Annotated in this window: 22 protein-coding genes; 12 read left to right on the plus strand and 10 right to left on the minus strand. The window is 64.0% G+C overall.

What is annotated here, in order from left to right; all coding sequences use genetic code 11:
- Positions 1-303 precede the first annotated feature (303 nt).
- Positions 304-1,560 carry an HD domain-containing phosphohydrolase gene (locus tag JNK99_RS12755; RefSeq protein ID WP_291853707.1) on the plus strand — a complete coding sequence of 419 codons (1,257 nt, stop codon included), beginning with the start codon at positions 304-306 and terminating at the stop codon, positions 1,558-1,560.
- Positions 1,561-1,608: 48 nt separating this feature from the next.
- On the opposite strand, the gene glpK is transcribed toward JNK99_RS12755, so the two are convergent.
- Positions 1,609-3,123, minus strand: a complete 1,515-nt coding sequence (glpK, locus tag JNK99_RS12760; protein WP_291853709.1) for a glycerol kinase GlpK — start codon at positions 3,121-3,123, stop codon at positions 1,609-1,611.
- Between the two features lie 35 nt (positions 3,124-3,158).
- On the minus strand, positions 3,159-3,761 hold the full coding sequence (locus tag JNK99_RS12765; protein WP_291853710.1) for a TetR/AcrR family transcriptional regulator: 603 nt from the start codon (positions 3,759-3,761) through the stop codon (positions 3,159-3,161).
- A 222-nt stretch (positions 3,762-3,983) separates the two neighbouring features.
- On the opposite strand from JNK99_RS12765, the gene JNK99_RS12770 reads away from it, so the two are divergent.
- The 9 genes from JNK99_RS12770 (at position 3,984) to JNK99_RS12810 (ending at position 15,141) form a co-directional block, all read left to right on the plus strand.
- Positions 3,984-4,733, plus strand: a complete 750-nt coding sequence (locus JNK99_RS12770; protein WP_291853712.1) for an electron transfer flavoprotein subunit beta/FixA family protein — start codon at positions 3,984-3,986, stop codon at positions 4,731-4,733.
- A 2-nt stretch (positions 4,734-4,735) separates the two neighbouring features.
- A complete protein-coding gene (locus tag JNK99_RS12775) occupies positions 4,736-5,668 on the plus strand; it encodes an FAD-binding protein (RefSeq protein ID WP_291853714.1) in 933 nt (310 codons plus the stop codon).
- A 24-nt stretch (positions 5,669-5,692) separates the two neighbouring features.
- Complete coding sequence (locus tag JNK99_RS12780; protein WP_291853716.1) at positions 5,693-6,358, plus strand: energy-coupling factor ABC transporter permease; 666 nt, start codon at positions 5,693-5,695, stop codon at positions 6,356-6,358.
- 43 nt (positions 6,359-6,401) lie between these two features.
- Positions 6,402-8,201 (plus strand): hypothetical protein, encoded by a 1,800-nt coding sequence (locus JNK99_RS12785; RefSeq protein ID WP_291853718.1) that lies wholly within the window; start codon positions 6,402-6,404, stop codon positions 8,199-8,201.
- A 12-nt stretch (positions 8,202-8,213) separates the two neighbouring features.
- On the plus strand, positions 8,214-10,007 hold the full coding sequence (locus JNK99_RS12790; protein ID WP_291853719.1) for an acyl-CoA dehydrogenase C-terminal domain-containing protein: 1,794 nt from the start codon (positions 8,214-8,216) through the stop codon (positions 10,005-10,007).
- Positions 10,008-10,136: 129 nt separating this feature from the next.
- Complete coding sequence (locus JNK99_RS12795) at positions 10,137-10,544, plus strand: thioesterase family protein (RefSeq protein ID WP_291853721.1); 408 nt, start codon at positions 10,137-10,139, stop codon at positions 10,542-10,544.
- 25 nt (positions 10,545-10,569) lie between these two features.
- Positions 10,570-12,546, plus strand: a complete 1,977-nt coding sequence (locus tag JNK99_RS12800) for an acetoacetate--CoA ligase (protein WP_291853723.1) — start codon at positions 10,570-10,572, stop codon at positions 12,544-12,546.
- Between the two features lie 277 nt (positions 12,547-12,823).
- Positions 12,824-13,738 (plus strand): alpha/beta hydrolase, encoded by a 915-nt coding sequence (locus tag JNK99_RS12805; protein WP_291853725.1) that lies wholly within the window; start codon positions 12,824-12,826, stop codon positions 13,736-13,738.
- Entirely contained in the window at positions 13,735-15,141 is a 1,407-nt protein-coding gene (locus tag JNK99_RS12810) for a 3'-5' exonuclease family protein (protein ID WP_291853727.1), read from the plus strand. The genes JNK99_RS12805 and JNK99_RS12810 overlap by 4 nt, the downstream gene beginning before the upstream one ends.
- Here the strand turns inward: JNK99_RS12810 and JNK99_RS12815 are convergent.
- The 6 genes from JNK99_RS12815 to mltG all read right to left on the minus strand — a co-directional run bounded on the left by JNK99_RS12815 (position 15,133) and on the right by mltG (position 19,796).
- Entirely contained in the window at positions 15,133-15,789 is a 657-nt protein-coding gene (locus tag JNK99_RS12815) for an ankyrin repeat domain-containing protein (protein ID WP_291853729.1), read from the minus strand. The two genes, JNK99_RS12810 and JNK99_RS12815, sit on opposite strands and share 9 nt — an antisense overlap.
- Positions 15,786-16,568: a TatD family hydrolase gene (locus tag JNK99_RS12820; protein WP_291853731.1), complete on the minus strand. Its 783-nt coding sequence runs from the start codon at positions 16,566-16,568 to the stop codon at positions 15,786-15,788. The genes JNK99_RS12815 and JNK99_RS12820 overlap by 4 nt, the downstream gene beginning before the upstream one ends.
- Positions 16,569-16,578: 10 nt before the next feature.
- Complete coding sequence (locus JNK99_RS12825; RefSeq protein WP_291853733.1) at positions 16,579-16,959, minus strand: PilZ domain-containing protein; 381 nt, start codon at positions 16,957-16,959, stop codon at positions 16,579-16,581.
- Between the two features lie 163 nt (positions 16,960-17,122).
- Positions 17,123-18,166, minus strand: a complete 1,044-nt coding sequence (gene holB, locus JNK99_RS12830) for a DNA polymerase III subunit delta' (protein WP_291853735.1) — start codon at positions 18,164-18,166, stop codon at positions 17,123-17,125.
- Positions 18,163-18,798: a dTMP kinase gene (tmk, locus tag JNK99_RS12835; protein ID WP_291853738.1), complete on the minus strand. Its 636-nt coding sequence runs from the start codon at positions 18,796-18,798 to the stop codon at positions 18,163-18,165. Before tmk ends, holB begins: the two co-directional genes overlap by 4 nt.
- Complete coding sequence (gene mltG / locus JNK99_RS12840) at positions 18,795-19,796, minus strand: endolytic transglycosylase MltG (RefSeq protein ID WP_291853741.1); 1,002 nt, start codon at positions 19,794-19,796, stop codon at positions 18,795-18,797. Before mltG ends, tmk begins: the two co-directional genes overlap by 4 nt.
- A gap of 208 nt (positions 19,797-20,004) precedes the next feature.
- Between mltG and JNK99_RS12845 the strand changes: the two genes are divergently transcribed.
- A complete protein-coding gene (locus tag JNK99_RS12845) occupies positions 20,005-21,033 on the plus strand; it encodes a folate-binding protein (protein WP_291853743.1) in 1,029 nt (342 codons plus the stop codon).
- Positions 21,034-21,051: 18 nt separating this feature from the next.
- A complete protein-coding gene (locus tag JNK99_RS12850; RefSeq protein WP_291853744.1) occupies positions 21,052-21,834 on the plus strand; it encodes an NRDE family protein in 783 nt (260 codons plus the stop codon).
- On the opposite strand, the gene JNK99_RS12855 is transcribed toward JNK99_RS12850, so the two are convergent.
- Both JNK99_RS12855 and tadA read right to left on the minus strand, forming a co-directional pair.
- A complete protein-coding gene (locus JNK99_RS12855; RefSeq protein ID WP_291853746.1) occupies positions 21,804-22,292 on the minus strand; it encodes a L,D-transpeptidase in 489 nt (162 codons plus the stop codon). The genes JNK99_RS12850 and JNK99_RS12855 overlap by 31 nt on opposite strands.
- Entirely contained in the window at positions 22,237-22,755 is a 519-nt protein-coding gene (gene tadA / locus JNK99_RS12860; protein ID WP_291853748.1) for a tRNA adenosine(34) deaminase TadA, read from the minus strand. Before tadA ends, JNK99_RS12855 begins: the two co-directional genes overlap by 56 nt.
- Positions 22,756-23,053 lie beyond the last annotated feature (298 nt).

Below are 23,053 nucleotides of genomic sequence, written 5' to 3' on the forward strand. Positions count from 1 at the left end.
GGCAGCAAGGACTACACCGAGTTTGCCATCGCCACCGGACACATCGGCATCTACACCGGCGGCCTGTCGCAAAAGGTCCTGGCGCCGACCGTCGGCAAGTGGATGCGCGAACGCGGCGCCTGAGTCTTGCGCGGCTTTGCCCTGGCGAAGCCGCGCACAGGCGATGAAATGCCCCCGGCGCGATGCCGCGTGGCTGCTTCGGCAGCACCGGCCCGCGCCGGGGGCGTTGTCGTGTCTGGCGTGCCGGCGGCGCGCCGTGTGGGAGACTGCACAGGTCGCCCGCGTCCGGGCGTTCTTCGCTGCATGACACTGAGAATCGAACTGCGCAGCGCCATCCTGGCGCTCTCCGACGCCCTCGATCTGGTCGGGGTCAACGACTTCCAGCACGGCAAGCGCGTCGCCATGATCGCACGCGAGACGGGCCTGCTGCTCGGCCTGCCGGAGAAGCGTCTCGACCGGCTGGTCTGCGCCAGCCTGCTGCATGATCTCGGAGTTTCGTCCACCGCGCTGCGCCGGCGACTGCTGCGCCTGGCCGACCGGGATGAGCGGCAGGTTCACTGCGAGACCGGCTATCGCTTGCTGCAGCCCTTCGCCCACCTGTCGCTGGTGGCCAAATCCATCCGCTATCACCATACTCCCTGGTGCGAGCTGCCCGGCGACCTCGGCGAGATCGACGCGCTGGAGAGCAACCTGATTCTGCTGGGTGACCGGGTGGATGCGTTACTGCTGCAGCGTGGCCTCGAAAACCCGCTGTTCAACCGCGTCGGCATCGTCGATGACATCGCGGCGCTGGCTGGCCGCGAACTGTCGCCCGAGGTCGTCGCCGCCTTCGTTGCGGCGTCCGCCTGCGAGGCCTTCTGGATCGCGCTGGTACCGCGTCACGTCCAGCGCTACCTGAACGACCTGCTGCTCACCGATTGGCGCATGAGCATCGACTTTCCGCAGTTTGGCCATGTCGCCCGGCTGATCTCGAGCATCGTCGATGCCAAGAGCCCGTTCACGGCGGCGCATTCGCTGGGTGTCGCCCAACTCGCCCGTTTCCTCGGCGAGCGGGCCGGGCTGGCCGCCGACGTACTGGCCGAAGTCGAGGTGGCCGGTCTGATGCACGATGTCGGCAAGCTGTGCGTGCCGGACGAAATCGTCGAGAAACCGGCCCGCCTGACGCCGCTCGAGTTCTCGGTGATGGAACGTCACAGTTTCGAGACCTATCAGATCCTGAGCCATATCCCGGGTCTGGAGCAGGTCGCCGAGTGGGCGGCGTTCCATCACGAGGCGCTCAACGGCCACGGCTATCCGTTCCGGCGGAGTGCCGAACGTCTGTCCCGTGAGGCGCGCATCGTGGCGGTGGCCGACGTTTTCCAGGCCCTGGCGCAGGAACGCCCTTACCGTGGCCGGCAGCCTGCCGACGAAATTCCCCGCTTCCTCAACCACTTCGTCAGGCAGGGGGTGCTCGATCCCGATCTGGTGGCCCTGGCGATCGACAACCTCGACGCCAGTTGGCGCGCCGCGACCATGCCGCCGGCGGAGCGGGTCGCCGGCCTGCTCCCACCCGCCCGCTGAAGCTCGCGCCCTGAGGCCGGCCCGCTTGCCGCTTCGCCCGGCCGGATTTCAGTCGGCGGCAGCCCAATGGCGGCAGCGATCTACCGCCCGCCGCCAGCCGGCCAGCAGGGTGGCGCGCTGATCGTCCGACATGCCCGGCGCAAACTGCCGTTCGGCCCGCCACAATGCAGTCAGTTCGGCCTCATCCTGCCAGAAGCCGACCGCCAGCCCGGCGAGGTAGGCGACACCAAGCGCGGTAGTCTCGGTGATCCGTGGACGCACCACCGGTACACCCAGCAGATCGGCCTGGAACTGCAGCAGGAGATCATTGGCGGCGCCGCCGCCGTCGACGCGCAGTTCGCGCAGCCGCGCGCTGCAGTCCATCTGCATGGCTTCGAGCACCTCGGCCGACTGGAAAGCGATCGCCTCGAGCGCGGCACGCGCGACATGCGCCCGAGCGGTGCCGCGGGTCATGCCGAGCAGGGCACCGCGCGCATAGGGGTCCCAGTACGGCGCGCCGAGGCCGGTATGGGCCGGCACCAGGTAGACGCCGCCACTGTCGGGAACGGAAGCGGCCAGGGCTTCGATCTGGTCGGAACGGGAGATCATGCCGAGGCCATCGCGCAACCACTGCACGGTCGCCCCCCCCATGAACACGCTGCCCTCCAGCAGATAGGTCGTCTGCCCGCGCAGCCGCCAGCCGATCGTTGCCAGCATCCGGTGGCGCGAATTCATCGCCCGGTCGCCGGTGTTCATCAGCAGGAAGCAGCCGGTGCCGTAGGTGTTCTTGGCCATTCCCGGCGCCAGACAGGCCTGGCCAAAGGTGGCAGCCTGCTGGTCGCCGGCGATGCCGGCCAACGGGATCGGCGCACCGAGCAGCTCCGTGGCAAGCGTCGTGATCAGGCCGCTGCTGTCGACCAGTTGCGGCAGGACCGCTGGCGGGATGTCGAGCCGGGCCAGCAACTCGTCATCCCAGCAATGGCGCCGGATGTCGAAGAGCAGGGTGCGCGCGGCGTTCGACGGATCGGTCACATGCACGCGGCCACCGGAGAGTTGCCAGGCCAGCCAACTGTCGATCGTGCCGAAGGCGAGGTCGCCTCGTTCGGCCCGCGCCCGGGCGCCCGGAATGTGATCGAGCAACCATTTCAGCTTGGTGCCCGAGAAATAGGCGTCAAGTACCAGGCCGGTCCGCGCGCGGAACAATTCGGCGTGCCCCTGCGCCGTCAGGGTAGCGCAGAGACCGGCTGTGCGGCGGTCCTGCCAGACGATCGCCCGGTGCAGCGGTTCGCCGCTGGCGCGATCCCAGAGCACGCTGGTTTCGCGCTGGTTGGTGATGCCAACGGCAGCGATCTGGCTGGCCGGGATGCCGTTGTCGCGCAGCACGGCGCGCGCCACGGCAAGTTGCGTCTGCCAGATATCGCCGGCATCGTGCTCCACCCATCCGGGTTGCGGGTAGTGCTGGGTGTATTCCTGCTGCGCCAGGCCGCGAATGCTGCCGTCGCGGGCGAAAAGGATGGCGCGCGAACTGGTCGTTCCCTGGTCGAGCGCCAGGATGAAAGGCTGGCTGCTGGTAGCTTCTGGCATCTCGGTTGTTCCGGTGCAGGGGAATGTTGTGTCGCTCAGCCGGGGCTGTCGGGAGCGTCCTGTTGCGGTCTGACGATCAGCTCGGCGATCCGGCGCTTGAAGTCGGCGAGGCGCGGATCGTAATTTTCGCAGGCCATCAGGCTCTGTCCGAAGACGTAGGCGTAGAGGAGAAGGCTGCGGCTCTTGGCCTCTTCGTCCGACACGCCCAGGGCGACAAACAGCTTGCGCGTGCATTCGATGCGCCAGGTGTCGACCTCGGCGACGACGGCAGCCGCCTGCGCGTCACGCCGTGCCCACTCGCGCACCGCCAGTTCGATCGAGATCCCCTTGCGGTTTCGCGTCGCGCCATAGACGTCGATCAGGTGCAGGAGCTGGCTCTCCTCCCGGCCCGGGGTCGCCACGCTCTGCTTCTCGATGTCGCGGATGCGGCCGTCTCGCCAGGTCTGCAGAACGGCGTCGAAGAGATCCTTGCGGTCCTTGAAGTGCCAGTAGAAACTGCCCTTGGTGACCCCGAAGTTCTTGGCCAGCACCTCGACCCGCATCCCCTGAACCCCCTGCTCGGCGAGCGTTTCGATCGCCGACTGAATCCACTCGTTGCGGTCGAGCGCAGCACGCGGTCGGCTACCTGCCGGTTTCATCGTGATCGGGTCCTTTCCTGAATCGCGCGTGTCAGGCAATATTACTGCTTAGGCCTCATCGTCAGTCGAGGCAGTGTTGACAGCCAGCACTCCATACGGTACCGTACGCCATCCATACCATGCGGTATGGTGTATTGTCCGGTCAGAATTCGGGAATGTCAAACGCCACTGGCGCGCATGGCGTTCGACATCGGTTTGGGTGTAGTGATTAAGGAGAGAAAATTGAAAATCCTCGTTCCAGTGAAACGGGTGGTGGATTACAACGTCAAGGTCCGCGTCAAGCCGGATGGAACTGACGTGGACCTGGCGAATGTCAAGATGTCGATGAATCCATTCGATGAAATCGCCGTCGAGGAGGCGGTACGTCTCAAGGAATCCGGTGTGGCAACGGAGGTGGTCGTTGTCTCGGCGGGGGTTGCCAACTGTCAGGAGACCTTGCGCACGGCGATGGCCATCGGTGCCGACCGCGGCATTCTCATCCAGACGGATGGCGAACTGCAACCGCTGGCGGTCGCCAAACTGTTGCAGGCGGTGTGCGCCAGGGAGCAACCGCAGGTGGTCCTCTGTGGCAAGCAGGCGATCGACGACGACGCCAACCAGACCGGGCAGATGCTGGCCGGTCTGCTGAACTGGCCACAGGCGGCCTTCGCCTCGAAGATCGTGGTTGCCGGCCCACAGGCGACGGTCACCCGCGAAATCGATGGCGGTCTGGAAACCATCGAGGTTTCCCTGCCGGCGGTACTGACTGCCGACCTGCGTCTCAACGAGCCGCGTTACGCGACCCTGCCGAACATCATGAAAGCCAAGAAGAAGCCGCTCGAGACGACCACCCCGGCGGCGCTTGGCGTCGACGTGGCGCCACGCCTGAAGACCCTTCGGGTCGCCGAACCTCCGAAGCGGACAGCCGGCATCAAGGTGGCGGATGCCGCCGATCTGGTGATGAAACTCAAGACCGAAGCAAAGGTGATCTGACCATGGCCATTCTCGTTATTGCTGAACACGACAATACCTCGCTCAAGGCCGCTACCCTGAATGCCGTCACGGCGGCAAGCCGGATCGGTGGTGACATCCATCTGCTGGTTGCCGGAAGCGCGTGCGCGGCAGCCGCCAGTGCGGCAGCGCAAGTCGCAGGCGTGAGCAAGGTTCTGGTGGTCGACGCCGCGCACCATGCCGATCAGTCACCCGAAAATCTCGCGGCACTGGTCGTCGCCAATGCGGCGGCCTATTCCCATCTGCTCGCTGCAGCAACCACCAGCGGCAAGAACGTCATGCCGCGCGTTGCCGCGTTGCTCGACGTGGCGCAGATTTCCGAGATCATGGCCGTGGAATCGCCCGACACCTTCGTCCGCCCGATCTATGCCGGCAACGTCGTGGCCACCGTTCAGTCGGCCGACCCGATCAAGGTGATCACCGTCCGGGCGACGTCTTTCGAAGCGGCAGGCGAGGGCGGCAGCGCCGTCGTCGAGAGCCTGCCGGCCGGCCCGGATCTCGGCCTGAGCAAGCTGCTCGGGCGGGAGCTGACCAAGTCCGAACGTCCAGAACTCACCGCCGCCAGGATCATCGTCGCCGGTGGTCGTGGCATGGGCAGCGGCGACAACTTTCACAAGCTGCTCGAGCCGCTGGCCGACAAGCTCGGCGCGGCGCTCGGTGCGTCGCGCGCCGCGGTTGACGCCGGTTACGTACCGAACGACTATCAGGTTGGGCAGACCGGGAAGATCGTTGCGCCGCAGCTCTACATCGCGGTCGGCATCTCGGGCGCCATACAGCATCTCGCCGGGATGAAGGACAGCAAGGTCATTGTCGCGATCAACAAGGATGGTGAAGCGCCAATCTTCCAGGTCGCCGATTACGGACTGGTCGCCGATCTGTTCGAAACCCTGCCGGCCTTGCTCGCCGAGCTCGGCTGAGCGGCGAAGGGGGCGACAGGCAGCATGAATTTGCCGGATGGTCTGCTGGACGGCAACTGGCTCCTGCCCGCCTGGTTCCTGTGGGCCGTGCTGGCGGTGCTCGCCGTCTGGCGGGCACCCTGGCGTCGGCTGGCGGACAGCGCGCGTCTGAATGCCTTCCTGGGAATGATCGTCGCGCTGATCCTGCTCTGGCATCTGAAGGCCGGGATCAAACCCGGCCTCTCGCTGCACCTGCTGGGGGCAACGGTGTTCACCCTGTGCTTCGGTTGGGAACTCGCTTTTGTCGGTCTCTGTCTGGTCCTCCTCGGGGTCACGCTGAACGGTGCCGCCGGCTGGCAGGCTTTCGCGGTCAATGGTTTGCTGATGGCCGGGGTCGGGGTCGGGATCAGCCAGAGCGCTCACCGGCTGGTGGACCGCCTGCTGCCCAGCCACCTGTTCGTCTATATCTTCTGCAAGGGGTTCTTCACCTCGGCGCTCGCGGTGTTTGGCGTCGGCGTGGCGTCGTGTGCACTGCTCGCGCTGTCGGGAACGTACTCCGGAGCGTACCTGAGCGAGGACTACCTGCCGTATTTCCTGTTGCTCGGTTTTTCCGAGGCGTGGCTGTCGGGCATGCTGAGCACCTTGTTCGCCGTCTATCGTCCCTCCCTCCTGGCGGACTTCGATGACGCGTCGTTCTTGCGCGGGAAGTGAATCCGGTGCGCACCGGCTGCGAGCCAAACGGAGGAACCCGCTGATGAGAGTGGAGACCTCGCGTTTGCTGCTGTTTGGCGCGTTTGCCCCCTTGCTGCTGACACTGCCAGACGCGAAAGCCATCGTGCTCGGCGAAATTCGGACCAGTTCCCGCGTCGGCCAGATTCTGCGTGCCGAGATCGAGGTCGGCGAGCACCCGGCGGAACGTTTCGATCCCGGCTGCCTGAAGCTTTATCGGCCGTCGGTCGCCGGCGACGATCTGCCCTGGATCACGACCGCACGTCTGAGCTATCGACGGGAGGACGGCCAGGGCAGGTTGAGCGTGCTGTCGCAGACTCCCGTTGTCGAACCGGTGGTACATCTGGCTGTCCGTTCGGAATGCGCCAGCGGAACCGATCGCCAGTACACGCTCCTCCTGACAGCACCTTCCGCTGCCCCCCCATCCTCGGCACCCGGCAGCCGTACCGGGCCAGCGCGCGTGGCCCAGGCGGAATCGGCTGCGGGGAACAAGGCCGAACGTCGCACCGACGGCGACGCGGCGCCACCACACAAGCCGTCGCTGCCGATCGAGCCACCGTCGCGCGCCAGGGCGGACGCCGGGACAAAAGACGAAACATCGTCCCTCAGCCTCAGTGAGGAAATTTCATTGCGCGCCCCGGGCAGCGGACTGGAGCGCGACCTGTTCCGCCTCGAACGTCGGGCGCTCGACATGCTCAACGATCCGCTCGATGACCAGCAAGCGATGAGCAACAAACTTGCCTGGCTGGAAGCCAACGTTGCCGAACTCAAGCGGGCCGCCGAACAGCTTGAGGGGGGAGTGACCGCAACGCTGACGGCAACAACTTCCGCTGAGGGAGTGGCGACGGTGCGGACGGGAGCCGCTCCGGCAAGCACCACGCCCCCGCCTTTGGCCGGCGCACCACCGGTAGACCCTGGCACCACCGCGAATGCTGCACCGGTTGCTGTGCCAGCGGCGTCCCAGCCTCCCGCACCGCGCAGTGGGCCGAAAACGGCAGCGTGGAGCGATCCTGCCGACCCGAACGCGTGGCTGACCTATGGCGGTTCGGGTGTCGTCCTGCTGCTGCTTCTGCTTGTTCGTCACCGGCGCTCGGCAAGCAGGCAGGCGCGCTCTGCCGAGGGCGCGCGGGCAACGCTGCCGGCAGGCAGCGAAGCCGATTTCTCGATAACGGAAGAGGAGGCCACAGCTCTGGTGAGCGGGCGTTCCGCGCGCGGCGGCCGGCCGCGCTCCGCGCTTGCCCCGCCCGCGTCCTCGTTGCCGGCATCCACGCTGCCGGCTGCAACCCCGCCGGCGACCTCGCCGGCACTGTCTTCCGAACCCGAAATCGCCGGGGCTGCCCCGGCACTCGAACTGGCCGAGATCATGCTGTCCTTCGGTCAGGTCAACGGTGCCGCGCGTACTCTCGAGGAATACATCGCGGTCCTGCCGCAAGAGTCCGTCCGCCCATGGATCCGGCTGCTCCAGCTTTACCAGCGCAACGGCATGCGCAAGGAGTTCGAAGCATTGACAGTGAAACTCAACCGCAGCTTCAACGTCGAAGTGCTGCGCTGGGATGGCGGTCGGTCCGGCGCTGAACTTGAACTCGTGCCATTCGATTCGACGCGACAGAAGGCGGTGACCCTGGAAGCAATTCCGCACATTTGCGAGCGAATCGTCTCGCTCTGGGGAAAACCGGAGTGTGTCGGCTATCTCGAGCGACTCCTGCGCGACAACCGCGACGGCCAGCGCAGCGGATTCACCCTGCCGGTGGTCGAGGAAATAGTTTTTCTGATCGACCTCATCGCCAACCGCGAGGTCGGCCACCAATCAGCACAGCAACCATAAAAGGAGAAACACATGAGTGAATATGTTGCCCCGGTTCGTGACATGCAGTTCGTTCTGAAGGAACTCGCCGGACTGGACCAGGTGGCACAGCTACCGGGTTATGAGGAAGCGACTCCCGATCTGATCGACGCAGTGCTTGAGGAGGCCGCGCGCTTCGCCGAGGAAGTCCTCTCGCCGCTCAACTGGCCCGGAGACCAGGAAGGCGCCAGGTGGCACGACAAGACAGTCGTCATGCCTGCCGGATTCAAGGATGCCTACAAGCTGTTCGCCGACAGTGGCTGGACCGCTCTCGCCAACGAGCCCGAATGGGGTGGTCAGGGTCTGCCCAAAGTGGTTGCCGCGGCGGTCGGAGAGATGTGGAAATCCGCCAACCATTCGTTTTCCCTGTGTCCGCTGCTGACCGCCGGCGCCATCGAGGCGCTGGTTCTCTCGGGTAGCGACGAGCTGAAGAAGATCTATGTCGAGAAAATGGTCAGCGGGGTGTGGACAGGAACCATGAACCTGACCGAGCCGAATGCCGGTTCCGACCTGGCTGCCGTACGCACCCGTGCTGAACCGCAGGACGACGGCAGCTACCGCATCTTCGGTCAGAAGATCTTCATCACCTACGGCGAGCACGACATGGCGGAGAACATCATCCATCTCGTCCTGGCCAGGACGCCCACCGCACCCGAGGGAGTCAAGGGTATCTCCCTGTTCGTCGTGCCGAAACTCATGGTCAATGACGACGGCAGCCTGGGGGCGCACAACGACGCCTACTGCGTGTCGATCGAGCACAAGCTCGGCATCCACGCCAGCCCGACGGCGATCATGGCCTTCGGTGATCGCAGCGGAGCGGTCGGTTACCTGGTCGGCCAGGAAAACCGCGGACTCGAATACATGTTCATCATGATGAACGCTGCGCGCTTCGGGGTGGGTCTGGAAGGAGTTGCCGTCTGCGAACGGGCTTACCAGCGGGCGCGCGACTACGCGCGCGACCGCATCCAGTGCACCGATATCGGCGTGCGCGGCGGCCCGAAGGTGCCGATCATCAAGCATCCCGATGTGCGCCGCATGCTGATGACCATGAAGTCGCGAGCCGAGGCAACGCGCGCCCTGGCCTATGTCGTGGCTGCAGCGCACGACGCCGCGGTACGCCATCCGGATGCCGAGATGCGCCGGCACAATCAGGCTTTCGTCGATCTGATGATCCCCGTGGTCAAGGGCTGGAGCACCGAGTCCGGGGTGAGCATCGCGTCGATCGGCGTCCAGGTGCACGGCGGAATGGGGTATGTCGAAGAAACCGGTGCTGCGCAGCATCTGCGAGATGCCCAGATCTCGACCATTTACGAAGGAACCACCGGCATCCAGGCGAACGACCTGATCGGCCGCAAGATGGCCCGCGAGGGGGGCAGTACGCTGAAAATGGTGATCGGCCTGATGCGCGAGGTCGACGCTCGACTGGCCGGGCAAAGCGGAAACGATTTCGCGGCCATCCGGCGACGTTTCGCAACCGCAGTCGACGCGCTGGCCGAAGCAGGCGACTGGCTGGTGGCCACCTACTCTGCCGATGTGCGTGCCGCATCGGCCGGAGCCGTGCCGTTCCTGATGCTGCTCGGTGTCGTCGCCGGCGGCTGGCAGATGGCGCGCGCGGCGCTGATCGCGCAGGCGAAGATCGACGCTGGCGACAACGACCCGTTCTACGCGGCGAAAATCGTCACCACCCGCTTCTATGCCGACCATGTACTGTCGCAGGCCGCAGGTCTGGCGAGCAGCGTGACGGAAGGCGCTGAAGGGGTGCTGGCGCTGCCTGAAGACATGTTCTGAGTGCCTGCCAGACACCGACACCACAACTTGGCGGTCTCGTCAGACGCGGCGCCGGAGAAAGTGGTGTTGCAGGCTTCACGGTCGTCCGGCCACGTGCAGCGGCCGGACGACGCGAACACAGGAAATTCAATGCAAAGCCAACGAACACTGGTCCTCACCAGCCTCATTCCGATCCGCTGGGGGGACATGGATGCCTACGGGCACGTCAATAACACGGTCTATTTTCGTTACATGGAGCAGACCCGTGTCGAGTTTCTGGAGAAGCTCGGTTTCCAGGTCATGCCGAAGGGCTCGGCCCCGGTCATCATCAACGCCAGTTGCACCTTCCTGATCCCCCTGAATTACCCCGGGGTCGTTGAAGTGCGCATGTTCTGCGGACATCCCGGTCGCAGCAGCGTGCCGACACATTACGAGATTCGCCGGCAAGACGATGACACGATCCATGCAACGGGCGATTCGAAGATGGTCTGGATGGACGTCGCAAGCGGAAAATCGGTGCCGATTCCGGACGAACTGCGCAGCCAGTTGCCGGCCTGAGGCAGAGCAGGGAGGGGGAGGGAGGATGGAGCAGACAGCACTCTGGCAGCCGGGCAATGAACGTATCGCTGCCGCCAGGATCAGCGCTTTCATGGCGTCGGTCAATCGACGCTGGCAAGCCGGCTGCGCGGATTACGCCGGCCTCTGGCGCTGGTCGGTCGCCCAGCCCGAGGCCTTCTGGACCTCCGTGTGGGACGAGTGCGCCGTGCTCGGGGAACGTGGCCAAACGGTGCTGGAGAACGCCGACCGCATGCCCGGAACGAACTGGTTTCCCCAGGCCCGACTGAATTACGCTGAAAATCTGTTGCGTCGCCGCGACGCGGCCGATGCCCTGATCTTCTGGGGCGAGGACAAGGTGCGGCGACGCCTCTCGCACGGAGAGCTTTACGCCCAGGTATCACGCTGTATGCAAGCCTTGCAGGCCGCTGGCGTCGGGGAGGGTGATCGCGTTGCCGCCTATCTGCCGAACATGCCGGAAGCCCTGATTGCGATGCTCGCCACCGCCTCGCTGGGTGCAATCTGGTCTTCGGCCTCGCCCGACTTTGGCGTGCAGGGCGTGCTCGACCGTTTCGGCCAGATCGAACCCAGGGTACTGCTCTGCGTGGACGGCTACTGGTACAACGGCAAGCAGGTCGATTGTCTGGCGAAGAACAGCCAAATCGCTGCCCGCATGCCCAGTCTCGTGCGCACGGTCGTCGTTTCCTACCTGAACGAATCTCCCTCGCTGGCATCGATCCCGAATGGCGTGCTTTACGTCGACTTCGTGGCGCCGTTCGCCGCCAGCGAGATCAGGTTCAGGCCCCTGGGCTTCGCGCACCCGCTGTTCATCATGTTCTCCTCGGGCACCACCGGAATTCCCAAGTGCATTGTGCACTGCCACGGTGGTGCCTTGCTGCAACACTTGAAGGAACACCAGTTACACGGCGACGTGTGGCCGGATGATCGCATTTTCTATTTCACCACCTGCGGCTGGATGATGTGGAACTGGCTGGTGTCCGGCCTGGCTTCCGGTGCCACCCTGCTGCTTTACGATGGTTCACCGTTTGCTGCGCGACCTGCCGGGAAGCCCGGAACGATCCTGTTCGATTACGCCGACGCGGAGCACATGACCCACTTCGGGACTTCGGCAAAGTTCATCGACGCGCTCGCCAAAACCGGCCTCCGGCCGCGCGCAACGCACCGCCTCGAGCAATTGCGCGCCATCTTCTCGACCGGCAGTCCGCTGGCGCCGGAAAGCTTCGATTACGTCTACCGGGAGATCAAGCCGGATCTCCTGCTGGCCTCGATTTCCGGCGGCACCGACATTCTTTCGTGCTTCGCGCTCGGCTGTCCGATTCTGCCGGTATTCCGCGGCGAGCTACAGTGTCGTGGCCTCGGAATGGCCGTCAATGTTTTCGATGACGAGGGCAGGCCGACTGCTGCCGGGAGTGGAGAACGGGGCGAACTGGTGTGCACGGCACCATTCCCGGCGATGCCGGTCGGCTTCTGGAATGATCCAGACGGTACAAAGTACCATGCAGCGTATTTCGATCGCTTCCCGAATGTCTGGTGCCACGGCGACTTCGTCGAACTCACCGCTCACGACGGCATGATCATTCACGGTCGATCCGATGCCGTGCTCAACCCAGGTGGGGTGCGCATCGGCACTGCCGAAATCTACCGCCAGGTCGAGCAGTTGCCGGAAGTCGTCGAGTCGCTGGTCATCGGTCAGGATTGGCAGCACGACGTACGCGTGATCCTGTTCGTCAAACTGCGCGAAGGACTCGCCCTCGACGAAGCGTTGATTGCGCGCATCAGGCAACAAGTCCGACAGAACACGACGCCGCGTCACGTCCCGGCAAAGATCCTGCAGGTCGCCGACATCCCGCGTACCAAGAGCGGGAAGATCGTCGAACTCGCCGTGCGCCACGTCGTGCATGGCCGTCCGGTCAGGAACATCGAAGCGCTGGCCAACCCGGAAGCGCTGGACTTTTTCGCGGGGCGGGTCGAACTGCAGTCGTAAACCGGGTCGATGTACTCATGAAAGCGGTGCAAACTCAACGCTGGCCTGTTCTCCAGCATCACAAAACTTTACATAATACAAATTATGTGTAATTGGCTGCGCCGCCTTCGCCGAAATCGATGCCCACATAGTAAAGTCATACATGAAATATCCGGGATCGAGTCTGAGCCCCCAACCCAATCTATCTGAAAATGAGTCATTCGGTGGTAGATTCCAAGCGTACCCAAACCAGTAAACAGTACACAGTAACCACTTCACCTTTCGAATTTTTGCCGCCATGCCCCAAGTCACCGCCAACCATCTCCAGATCGAGTACGAATCCTTCGGTGCCGAAGCGGCCCCGGCGATCCTGCTGGTCATGGGGCTCGGTGCGCAGCTCGGCCGTTGGAACATCGAGCTTTGCGAGGCGCTGCTTGCCCGCGGCTACCGCGTGATCCGGTTCGACAATCGTGATTGCGGTTTGTCGAGCAAGCTTGACGAAGCCGGCGTTCCCGACATTGCGCGTGCACTGCGCAGCGGCTCATCACCCACCGCACCTTACTCGCTCGACGACATGGCCGGCGACTGTGTCGGCTTGCTCGACGCACTCGGCATTCCTGCCGCCCATATCGTCGGCGCATCGATGGGCGGCGCGATCGCGCAGATCTTCGCGGCACGCTACCCGCAGCGCACGCTGTCGCTGACCAGCATCATGTCCACCAGCAGTCATCCCGAACTTCCCCCGCCGACTCCCGAGGCAGCCCAGGCGCTACTGGCTCCGCTACCGGCAACGCGTGACAAGGAAAACCTGATCGAAGACGCGATCCGGCGCCAACTGGCCGTGGCCAGTCCCGAGTTCCCGAGTTGTCCCGAGCGCTTGCGGAACCAGTTTGCCGAGGAACACGAGCGCTGCTTTCACCCGCGCGGAGTGACACGTCAGTTGGCGGCCTTTCTGGCCAGCGGCGATCGACGTGCTCTGCTGGCGACGATCAAGGCACCGACACTCGTCCTGCACGGCGCCGATGACCCGCTGATTCCGGTGGCCTGCGGTTACGATGTGGCGGCGCACATTCCGGGTGCCCGGATGCAGGTGATCCCGGGCATGGCGCATGACCTTCCGGCGGCGCTGACCGAGTTCTTCGCCGACGCCATCGCTTCAGTGGCTCAGACGCGTTCCGCGTTGAGCGAACGCACGATCTGCATACAGCGATGAGCGCGCTCCTGGCGCCGGAGCCACTGGTTTTTCTCGATCTGGAGACGACTGGCGCCAATTTCGCCAACGACCGGATCATTGAAATCGGCCTGATTGAAATCGCCCCGGACGGTGCGCGCGAATGGAGCGTTCTGGTCAATCCAGAAACCAGGCTTTCGCCCTTCATCACAGGCCTCACCGGCATTGATGACGCGATGCTGAATTCCGCTCCGACCTTCCAGCAGATCGCTCCCGCTCTGCTCGACCGCCTGCACGGACGCCTGCTGATCGCCCATAATGCGCGTTTCGACTATGGATTCCTGAAGGGCGAGTTTGGCCGGCTCGGAGTGAACCTTCGCCTGCGTTGCCTGTGCACGGTCAAACTCTCGCGCAAGCTGTTCCCCGAGCATCACCGGCACAACCTCGACACCTTGATCGTGCGGCATGGCCTCTGCGTTCACGGCGGGCGTCACCGCGCGCTGACCGACGCCCGCCTGCTGTGGGACTTGTGGCAGAGCTGGCATCGGTTGCTACCGGCGGCCACGATCCGCTGCGCTATAGCCGCAATCGTCGGTCACCCGGAACTGCCAGCGCAGATCGACTCCGCTCTGATCGACGATCTGCCCGAAGCGGCGGGCGCCTATGCCCTCTACGCGGAGGATGGCCGGCTGCTTCTGAGCAGACGGAGCAGCAACCTCCGCCGCCAGGTTCTGGAACACTTCACTGCTGGCAACCGGGACAAGCCGCTTTACCGTGATACCTGGCGAATCGACTGGCGCGAAGCGGCGGGAGAAATGGGTGCGCGCCTGTGCGAAATCGAACTGGCTGGCAGAGTGTCAAGTGCCGCGCCCGCACGAGCGGGCAACGAACTCTGTTCGTGGCAACTCGAACAGGCTGCACCCGGCGACTTCCGACCACGGCTCGCACTGGCTAGTGAGATCGACTTTGCGCTGGTGGATGATCTCTTCGGCCTGTACGTCAATCGCCGTGAAGCCCAGCGCTCACTGCGCCTGCTGGCCGACGCGCACCGCCTGTGTCACAAGCAGCTCGGCCTTGAGCAGACCGCTACCGCCTGCTCTGCCTACCGGCAGAAGAACTGTCGTGGAGTATGCATCGGCAAGGAGGCACCTGCAGCACACGGTGCCCGCCTGTTGAGCGCGCTGGCGCGCTGGAAGCTGAGGATGTGGCCATACCGCGGACCGGTGGCGCTGGTCGAGCGTGACGAATTCGGCATGCGCGAGGACATTCACCTGATCGATCGCTGGCGACTGACGGGCACCGTGCAGAGCGAGCAGGCACTGGCCGGGTTGCTTGCCGATGGTCCCAACGACCGCCCCTTCGATCCCGACATCTACCGGATCGTCAAGCGCTTTCTCGAGTCAGGCCAGCTGCGGGTACGTCCCCTGCCCTCCTTCTCACCTTGAACCCGGGTTGACTGCCGGATCGCCGGCGCGACCACCGGCTTTGCGCAATAGGTCGGCGATGTCCGTGTTGTCCGATTTCAAAGCCCAATCGATTGCCGTTGCACCTCTATCGTTGACAATGTTGGGGTCGGCCTTGTTCTGCAGCAGCACTTCGACCACCGCCATGTGCCCGAAGCGGGCGGCGAACAACAGCGCTGTCGACCCGTTGGCAGTCGTCGCATTGACCTCGGCACCCTTTTTCAACAGGTAGTCGACCACGGGTGCGTGGCCCTTGAAAGCAGCGTAGATCAATGGCGGCCAACCGTAGAGGTTGACGTCTGCACCCGCTTCAACCAGGCGCCTGACGAAGGGCAGTTTGCCCTTGTAGGCGGCCAGGCTCAGCGCCGTTTCACCGTTACGATTACGTGTGTTGAGTCGGGCGCGGCGTTTCACCAAGTAATCGAAGAAGTCCATGTTCTCCCGCTGAACGGACTGCATCAGCAGGGTATTTCCGGCGGCGTCGACCGAGTTCACGTCCATGCCGCGATTGATCAGTTGAATCGCCCAGGCGGTATCGCCTGAGATCAAGGCTTCCTCCATGTCTTCGAAAGCCCCGGCCAAGGCCAGGGATGGGAGCAGCAGGGCGAACAACAGGGCAAGAATTTTCATTGGCTGACTTTCGTACGGGCTTCAGGAAAGAGACGGAAGAAATTGGCTGTGGTGGCGTTGACAAGGTCCTGATAACACAGGCCACGCAGACGCGCGACCTCCTCGGCGACGTGCTTCACGTAGCCAGGCTGATTGGTTTTCCCACGGTAAGGCACCGGTGCGAGATAGGGTGAGTCGGTCTCGACCAGCAGGCGGTCGAGCGGTACCCGTTGCGCCACATCCCGCACCGTGCTGGCATTCTTGAAAGTCACAATGCCCGAAAATGAAATGTGGAACCCCAGGTCGAGGGCTTGCTCGGCCACCTGCCAGTCCTCGGTGAAACAGTGCATCACACCCCCCACCTCCCCGGCACCCTCCTCGGCCATCAATCGCAGTGTGTCGGCCGCCGCTTCGCGCGTATGCACCACCAGTGGCCTGTCGGCTGTGCGAGCGGCACGAATGTGGGTACGGAAGCGCTCACGCTGCCACTCAGGGGCATCCTTGTGCCAGTAGTAGTCGAGTCCGGTTTCGCCGATGGCGATCACTCTCGGGTGACGGGCCAGTTCAAGCAACTCGCCAACCGATGGTTCGCGCACCCCGGTCGCCTCGGGGTGAACCCCGACGCTCGCCAGCAGCATTGGCCAGGTTTCAGCGAGCCGCAGGACGCGCGGCAAATCCTCCAGTGTCACCCCGATACAGAGCGCGCAGCCAACGCCGTTGCTCTGCATCAACTCGATGACCTGCTCGATGCGCCCGGACAACTGTGGGAAGTCGAGGTGACAATGCGAATCAACCAGCATCAAGCAGCCATCAGATGGTGTGGGTCGGGCGCCCGGAGTGCATGACGCCGCCGAGCAGTCCCTCAATACGCCGTCTGGCCTCGATTCCGCTCTCATCGTTCTTGAAGTGAACGCCGATTCCTTGCGCCTTGTTGTTCTGGGCGCCGAGCGGAGTAATCCAGACGACCGTCCCGGCAATCGGCAGCTTCGCCGGATCGTCCATCAGCGAGAGCAGCATGAACACATCGTCGCCGATCGCATAGCTGCGGGTCGTCGGAATGAAAATCCCGCCATTGCGCAGCAAGGGCATATAAGCCGCGTAAAGCGCCGACTTCGAGTTGATGTTCAGCGACAGGACGCTCGGGCGCGGCGGCACCGCAGGCGCAGGCTTGATGGCGTCAGCCTCGGCCATATCGCTTCACAATCCGCCGTTGAATCTACTATCCGCCCGACTGCTGCTCACTCGCTCGGTCCCCGCCTTTTCCATGTCATGTTGGCCTTCGCGCCGGCAGGAAAAACTCCCCGACCCACCCGACAACCCTCTGGCCAGCGAAGCAGGAGCCCTTCAGGGACTCTCAGGAACTGCCGAAAATACGCGCGTAACCAAGAAAAAAGTCTTCGAGAAACAGACGGCTATTCAAGGGTTGCTCACACTGGGCCTTGTATTGTAGCGCTTTTCGGTTGAATGCCAAGATCCGGCGGAGATCGCTGGTTTGTGCGAGGCGCTGCAGTTGCGCTGCCTGGCCCAGGAAGAAGCGGGGCGGCAGACCCTGGCTTGCCAGGGCCAGGTCGAAGAGCCACTTCTGCGCCCAGTCGAGCGCCCGTTTCAAGGGCACCGGGCGTTTCTCGGCCTTGACCAATCGGTCCACATTGGCGGCGGCCGCCAGCGGGTCGAGCCCCGGTCCGCGGGAGACCTGCTCGAGCAGCGAATCGAGCAGCAAGCGTTCGCCGCTGTTGCTCAGTTCCAGCGCCAGGAACGGCGCGCCGCTCGCCAGAGCCAGCCAGTGCTCAGGACCCGTCACACCCGCGTCGCGCAACCACTGCACTGCGCTGGCTTGTGGCGGGCAGCGTACCGGGATCGTCTGGCAGCGGCTGCGAATCGTCGGAAGCAGGTGATAAGGCTCGTTGGAAACCAATATGAACAGGGTAGATGCGATCGGTTCCTCAAGTGATTTAAGAAGTGCATTTGCGGTCGAGCGATTCATTGCTTCGGCCGGGTTGAGAACCACCACGCGCACGCCGTGGCGGTGCGTGCCGACATGCAGGAAGTCGTCCAGTCCGCGCACCTGATCGATCGTGATCTGCTGGCTTGCTTTCTTCGTCCCCACCGCCGTCTCCACTCCCTCGTCCGCTTCACCGCCGCCGCCCGCCAGGGCCATCGGCTGCAGCAAGCGCAGATCCGGGTGATTGCCCTGCGCCAGCCAGGCGCAGGCGACGCATCGACCACAGGCTTCGCCGTTGTCCCTGACCTGCTCACAGAGCAGCGACGCGGCCAGGGACAGCGCCAACTCGAATTTCCCCAGACCCTGCTGTCCGGCCAGCAACAATGCGTGCGGCATTTGCGCCCGTCGCGCCATGAGCTGCTGCCAAACCGGAGCATTAAGCTTCAAACCATTCATAAACAATGTCTTGTGATCAGTTGTTGAATCGAGTTCTCGATCACTTCACGAGTCTGATTGGCGTCTATCAACTGGATGCGCTGTGCCGCGGCGGCAGCCCGCCGGCGATAGGCAAGACGCACTCGCTCGTGAAAATCAAGCGCCTCCTGTTCGAAGCGGTCCGGGCCACGTTCCTGAACAGCGATGCGCAGTCCGGCCACGACTGGCGGGAGATCAAAGAGCAGCGTCAGATCGGGTTGCAGATGTGCATGCACCCACCGCTCGAGTTGCAGGAACTTCTCCCGTGCCAGACCGCGCCCGCCACTCTGATAGGCGAAGGTAGCGTCACTGAAGCGGTCACAGACCACCCAGTCGCCGCGCTCAAGTGCCGGCTCGATGAGTCGGGCAAGATGTTCGCGGCGCGCGGCAAACATCAACAGGGCTTCAGTTTCCAGATGCATCGCTTCGTGCAGGAGCAGTGCGCGGAGTTTCTCGCCGAGCGGCGTGCCGCCGGGTTCCCGGGTCGTCACCACCGACATGCCTCGGCCGCGCAGGAAAGCGGCTGTCGGCTCGATATGACTGCTCTTTCCGGCACCATCGATGCCCTCGAAAGTAATGAACTTGCCGCGCGGCCGGCACACGCCCTGACTCAAGATTTTCCGCCTTTCTGGTAACGCGCCACCGCCTGATTGTGTTCGCCCAGGCTGCGCGAAAACTGGCTCGTTCCGTCACCCCGTGCCACGAAGTAAAGCGCGTCGCTCGCGGCCGGATGCAGTGCGGCCTGTAGCGATGCGAGGCCGGGCATGGCGATCGGGGTCGGCGGCAGACCGCGGTGGAGATAGGTATTGTAGGACGTATCGGTCAGCAGGTCGCGCTTGCGCAGGTTGCCATCGAAGCGCTTACCCAGACCATAGATCACCGTCGGGTCGGTCTGCAGCGGCATGCCCCGGCGCAGGCGATTGATGAACACGGCAGCCACCAGCGAGCGATCCTGCTCGTGCCCGGTTTCCTTTTCGATGATCGAGGCAAGGATGAGTGCCTGATCTGCGTCACGATAGGGCAAACCGGGCGCCCTCGCCTGCCATTCGCGTTCCAGATGCCGCTGCATGGCGCGGTAGGCGCGCGTCAGGACCTCGACATCGCTGCTGCGCTTGGCAAAAAGGTAAGTATCGGGGAAGAACGCCCCCTCGGCCGCTCGTCCCGGCGCGCCGAGCAAGCGCATGATCTCCGCCTCGGACAGGTCGCGGGTGTCATGGCGAAGATCCGGATGCGCATCGACCCGTTCGCGCAACTGTCGGAAGCTCCAGCCTTCGATGAACGACAGTTCCGCCTGCGTGAAGTCTCCCCGGGTGAGCTTGTTGAGCAGTTCGAGCAATGTTGTGCCACGCGCGATCTGATAACTGCCGGCCTTGATCGATGCTTCAGTACTGGTCAGCCTGGCCAGCACAACCAGCGCCCACGCATCGACCTCGACCCCGGCGGCGGCCATCTCCCGGGCTGCACCGCGCAGGCTGCTGCCGGGCGAAACCGTGAAATCCACCTGCTCGCGCGGCAGGCCGATCGGTGTCAGAACCAGCAAGGCAGCAGTAGCGCCGAGCACGATGAGCACGAGCAAAGCGAAGACGAAGAGCGAGCGCAGGTATTTGTGCATCAATCCGGCGCAGCCGTGGGGCTGCAGGGCGGGGATGAGGAATCGGGGCGATTGGCAGAATGGGCGGCGACTGGCCCTATAATAGCCCAAACTCGCAAACGCGGACTGAAGCCCCGCCCGTTTGGCAGGGTTGCCGCCCACGGCCGAGAAGACCCGAACCTGTCTGGTGTACAGCTTGCACCTCACCCCTGATGGAACTGACGCAACGATGAATTCGATCTGGCAGGAATTTCTTCGTGCCTGCGGGGCAGGCATCGAGAATGACTTGGTCACTGATTTTGGCGACCCGGTCGCCGAAAGAGCAGCCGTCGGCGAACAGACGATAGTCGCACCACTTGGTCACCTCGGCCTACTCCAGGTGAGCGGGCCGGACGCGGCAGGTTTCCTGCACAATCAACTGACCAGCGACGTCAAGCACCTCGCCATCGGGAGCGTGCAGCACTCGGCCTGGTGCTCAGCCAAGGGGAGGATGCTCGCCAGCTTCCTAGTCTGTCGCAGCAGCCCCGAAGACTACCAGTTGCAACTCTCCGCCGACCTCCTGCCCTTGATCCACAAGCGCCTGCAGATGTTCGTCCTGCGCAGCAAGGTCGCCATCACAGACCGCTCGGGCCAACGCGAACTGATCGGTCTGGCCGGGCCACAAGCTGAACTCGCCCTGCGGGCCGCCGCACTGCCCATTCCCGCTGCGCCGTTGAGTGCCAGTTGGTTCGCCGACGGTGAGGTCATCCGTCTGGCTGGTAGCCGCTTCGAAATTGCCGCCAGGGGCGACGCCGTCCCGGCATTCTGGCAGTCGCTCCGGGTGCATGCCCGGCCGGTCGGGCCGAGCGTCTGGCAATGGCTGGACATCCAGGCCGGGATCACGCTGATCAGCGAGCGCACCAGGGAGGAATTCGTGCCGCAGATGGCCAATTTCGAGCAGCTGGGGGCGGTGAGCTTCCACAAGGGCTGTTATCCCGGTCAGGAAATCGTCGCCCGCACGCAGTATCTGGGCAAGGTCAAACGCCATCTCTATCATGCCCACTCGCTCAGTCCGATGCGCGCCGGCCAGGCGATCTATTCGCCGGCCAACCCGCAGCAACCTTGCGGCATGATTGCCAACGGTGCGCCGGCACCGAGCGGCGGCCACGATGCCCTGGCGATCATCCAGGAGAACTTTGCCGCCGGCGGCGACCTTCGACTCGGTACTCCCGGCGGAGCACCGCTCGATATCAAGCCGTTGGGCAGCCCCGCAGCCTAGGCCCGAGGCACGGCAACGATGTGCCTGATCCTGATCGCCTGGCAGGCGCACCGTGAATACCCGCTGGTCGTCGCCGCCAACCGTGACGAGTTCTTCACGCGTTCCTCGGCCGCCGCGGGCTTCTGGCCCGAAGCACCGCAAGTGCTCGCCGGGCGTGACCTCGAAGCCGGCGGCACCTGGTTCGGCGTTACCCGCCAGCAGCGCTTCGCGGCACTGACCAATTATCGCGAAGGCGGCCAACAGTGCGCCGATGCTCGCTCACGCGGTGCTCTGGTGGCTGATTTCCTGACTGGTCGGCAGACTCCGGCCAGCTATCTGGGCAAGCTTGCCGCAGTGGCACCCGAGTACAACGGCTTCAACCTTTTCATTGGTGATGGTGAGCGACTCGCCTACTGCAGCAACCGCGGTGACCGCCAGGCGCGATGGCTCGACCCCGGCATCTACGGACTCTCCAACCACCTGCTCGACACCCCCTGGCCCAAGCTGGCCGCTGCCAGGGCCTCCTTTGCCGAAGCGCTGACGACCCTGCCGAAGCGAGCGCCGTTCTTCCGCTTGCTCGCCGATCAGGAGATCGTTCCCGACTCACACCTGCCAGAGACCGGTGTGCCGATCGAATGGGAGCGCATTCTGTCGGCCGTTTTCGTCAACTCCGAGCACTACGGCACCCGGGCATCGACGCTGCTGATCAGGCGCCGCGACGGGTTGACGACGCTCGCCGAGCGCAGCTTTGCGGCCGACGCCAAGCCACTCGGCGAGGTCTGCGAGACTTTTCAGTCCTCGCCGATGTCGACCAGCGTGTAGGGCGGCACCAGATCGAAGAGCTCGATGATGTCCGCATTGTGCATGCGGATGCAGCCGATCGAGCCGGGCTGACCCATCGGCGCTGTATCCGGGCTGCCGTGGATGTAGACGTAACGGCGCATCGTATCGACCTCGCCCAACCGGTTGCGACCGGGTTCGCAACCGGACAGCCAGAGAATGCGCGTCAGAATCCAGTCACGCTTGGGGTAGCGTTCGGCCAGTTCGCGAGAATAGACCTCACCGCTCGGCCGGCGCCCGATGAACACCGTATTCGCCGCCTGCCCGGCGCCAATCTTGGCGCGCACCAGGTGCCTGCCACGCGGCGTGCAGAAGCTGCCCTTCCGTTCCCCCGGGCCCTTGAGTGCGGTCGACACGGAATAGAGGCGCAGGACCCGGCCGGAATCATCGACAAGAACCAGTGTCTGCTGGCCGATCGAGATGTGGATATGCACGCTCATCCCCCGCTGCGATTGCGCCACGCCGCGCCGCAAAAAAATCGGACAGCAACTGTCCGCACTCGGCTGCCAGAACGCCTCCCAGTACCTCGGTGTGATGATTGAGGCGCTCGACGGCGAACAGATCGACCACGCTGCCATGCACCCCGGTCTTCGGATCACGTGCCCCATAGACCAGGCGGGAAATGCGCGCCTGCAGCACCGCGCCGGCGCACATCGCGCAAGGCTCCAGGGTCACGAAAAGTTCGCAACCAGGCAACCGGTAATTGCGCAAATTACGCGCCGCGTCGCGCAAAGCGGCAATCTCGGCGTGCGCCGTGGGATCATGGTCGCCGATCGGCGAATTGAAGCCGCGGCCGACAATGAAGCCATCACGCACAACCAGCGCGCCAACTGGGACTTCGCCGAGGCACTCGGCAGCCATCGCCAGAGACATCGCCTCGCGCATGAAGAATTCGTCATTCATCGGACGGCATTGTACTGCAGCGCGGTGACCTTCTGACGTGCACAGCATGGGAGATGCTTACCTCACCCGCTATGCGGATGAGCATCCCCGGAAGAGAGAGGATGAATCGTGTGGCCGCACTGACCAAAGAATTCGTTCGTCAAGGCCTTCCGGAGGTCTTCTTACCACCTATCATGTTTCGGCCCCCTGAAAGAACTTGGGAAGAGGCAGTGCGCTGGCAGCGCGTCTCAAGAGAAGGCGGATGCCGCGTTTGAACCAGGAAAGGGCACTGCGATAGGCTTTGCGGACACTCCAATGG

The organism is Accumulibacter sp. (assembly GCF_016789985.1).
Taxonomy (GTDB): domain Bacteria; phylum Pseudomonadota; class Gammaproteobacteria; order Burkholderiales; family Rhodocyclaceae; genus Accumulibacter.

Excerpts from the sequence above, each read along its gene's own strand:
- JNK99_RS12850 (WP_291853744.1), top strand. The coding sequence starts at position 21,052 with ATGTGCCTGATCCTGATCGCCTGGCAGGCGCACCGTGAATACCCGCTG.
- JNK99_RS12805 (WP_291853725.1), top strand. The coding sequence starts at position 12,824 with ATGCCCCAAGTCACCGCCAACCATCTCCAGATCGAGTACGAATCCTTC.
- JNK99_RS12855 (WP_291853746.1), bottom strand. The coding sequence starts at position 22,292 with ATGAGCGTGCATATCCACATCTCGATCGGCCAGCAGACACTGGTTCTT.
- JNK99_RS12780 (WP_291853716.1), top strand. The coding sequence starts at position 5,693 with ATGAATTTGCCGGATGGTCTGCTGGACGGCAACTGGCTCCTGCCCGCC.
- JNK99_RS12825 (WP_291853733.1), bottom strand. The coding sequence starts at position 16,959 with ATGGCCGAGGCTGACGCCATCAAGCCTGCGCCTGCGGTGCCGCCGCGC.
- mltG (WP_291853741.1), bottom strand. The coding sequence starts at position 19,796 with ATGCACAAATACCTGCGCTCGCTCTTCGTCTTCGCTTTGCTCGTGCTC.
- JNK99_RS12800 (WP_291853723.1), top strand. The coding sequence starts at position 10,570 with ATGGAGCAGACAGCACTCTGGCAGCCGGGCAATGAACGTATCGCTGCC.
- tadA (WP_291853748.1), bottom strand. The coding sequence starts at position 22,755 with ATGAATGACGAATTCTTCATGCGCGAGGCGATGTCTCTGGCGATGGCT.
- JNK99_RS12785 (WP_291853718.1), top strand. The coding sequence starts at position 6,402 with ATGAGAGTGGAGACCTCGCGTTTGCTGCTGTTTGGCGCGTTTGCCCCC.
- JNK99_RS12775 (WP_291853714.1), top strand. The coding sequence starts at position 4,736 with ATGGCCATTCTCGTTATTGCTGAACACGACAATACCTCGCTCAAGGCC.
- JNK99_RS12810 (WP_291853727.1), top strand. The coding sequence starts at position 13,735 with ATGAGCGCGCTCCTGGCGCCGGAGCCACTGGTTTTTCTCGATCTGGAG.
- JNK99_RS12815 (WP_291853729.1), bottom strand. The coding sequence starts at position 15,789 with ATGAAAATTCTTGCCCTGTTGTTCGCCCTGCTGCTCCCATCCCTGGCC.
- glpK (WP_291853709.1), bottom strand. The coding sequence starts at position 3,123 with ATGCCAGAAGCTACCAGCAGCCAGCCTTTCATCCTGGCGCTCGACCAG.
- JNK99_RS12765 (WP_291853710.1), bottom strand. The coding sequence starts at position 3,761 with ATGAAACCGGCAGGTAGCCGACCGCGTGCTGCGCTCGACCGCAACGAG.
- JNK99_RS12790 (WP_291853719.1), top strand. The coding sequence starts at position 8,214 with ATGAGTGAATATGTTGCCCCGGTTCGTGACATGCAGTTCGTTCTGAAG.
- JNK99_RS12845 (WP_291853743.1), top strand. The coding sequence starts at position 20,005 with ATGAATTCGATCTGGCAGGAATTTCTTCGTGCCTGCGGGGCAGGCATC.
- JNK99_RS12820 (WP_291853731.1), bottom strand. The coding sequence starts at position 16,568 with ATGCTGGTTGATTCGCATTGTCACCTCGACTTCCCACAGTTGTCCGGG.
- JNK99_RS12755 (WP_291853707.1), top strand. The coding sequence starts at position 304 with ATGACACTGAGAATCGAACTGCGCAGCGCCATCCTGGCGCTCTCCGAC.
- JNK99_RS12795 (WP_291853721.1), top strand. The coding sequence starts at position 10,137 with ATGCAAAGCCAACGAACACTGGTCCTCACCAGCCTCATTCCGATCCGC.
- holB (WP_291853735.1), bottom strand. The coding sequence starts at position 18,166 with ATGAATGGTTTGAAGCTTAATGCTCCGGTTTGGCAGCAGCTCATGGCG.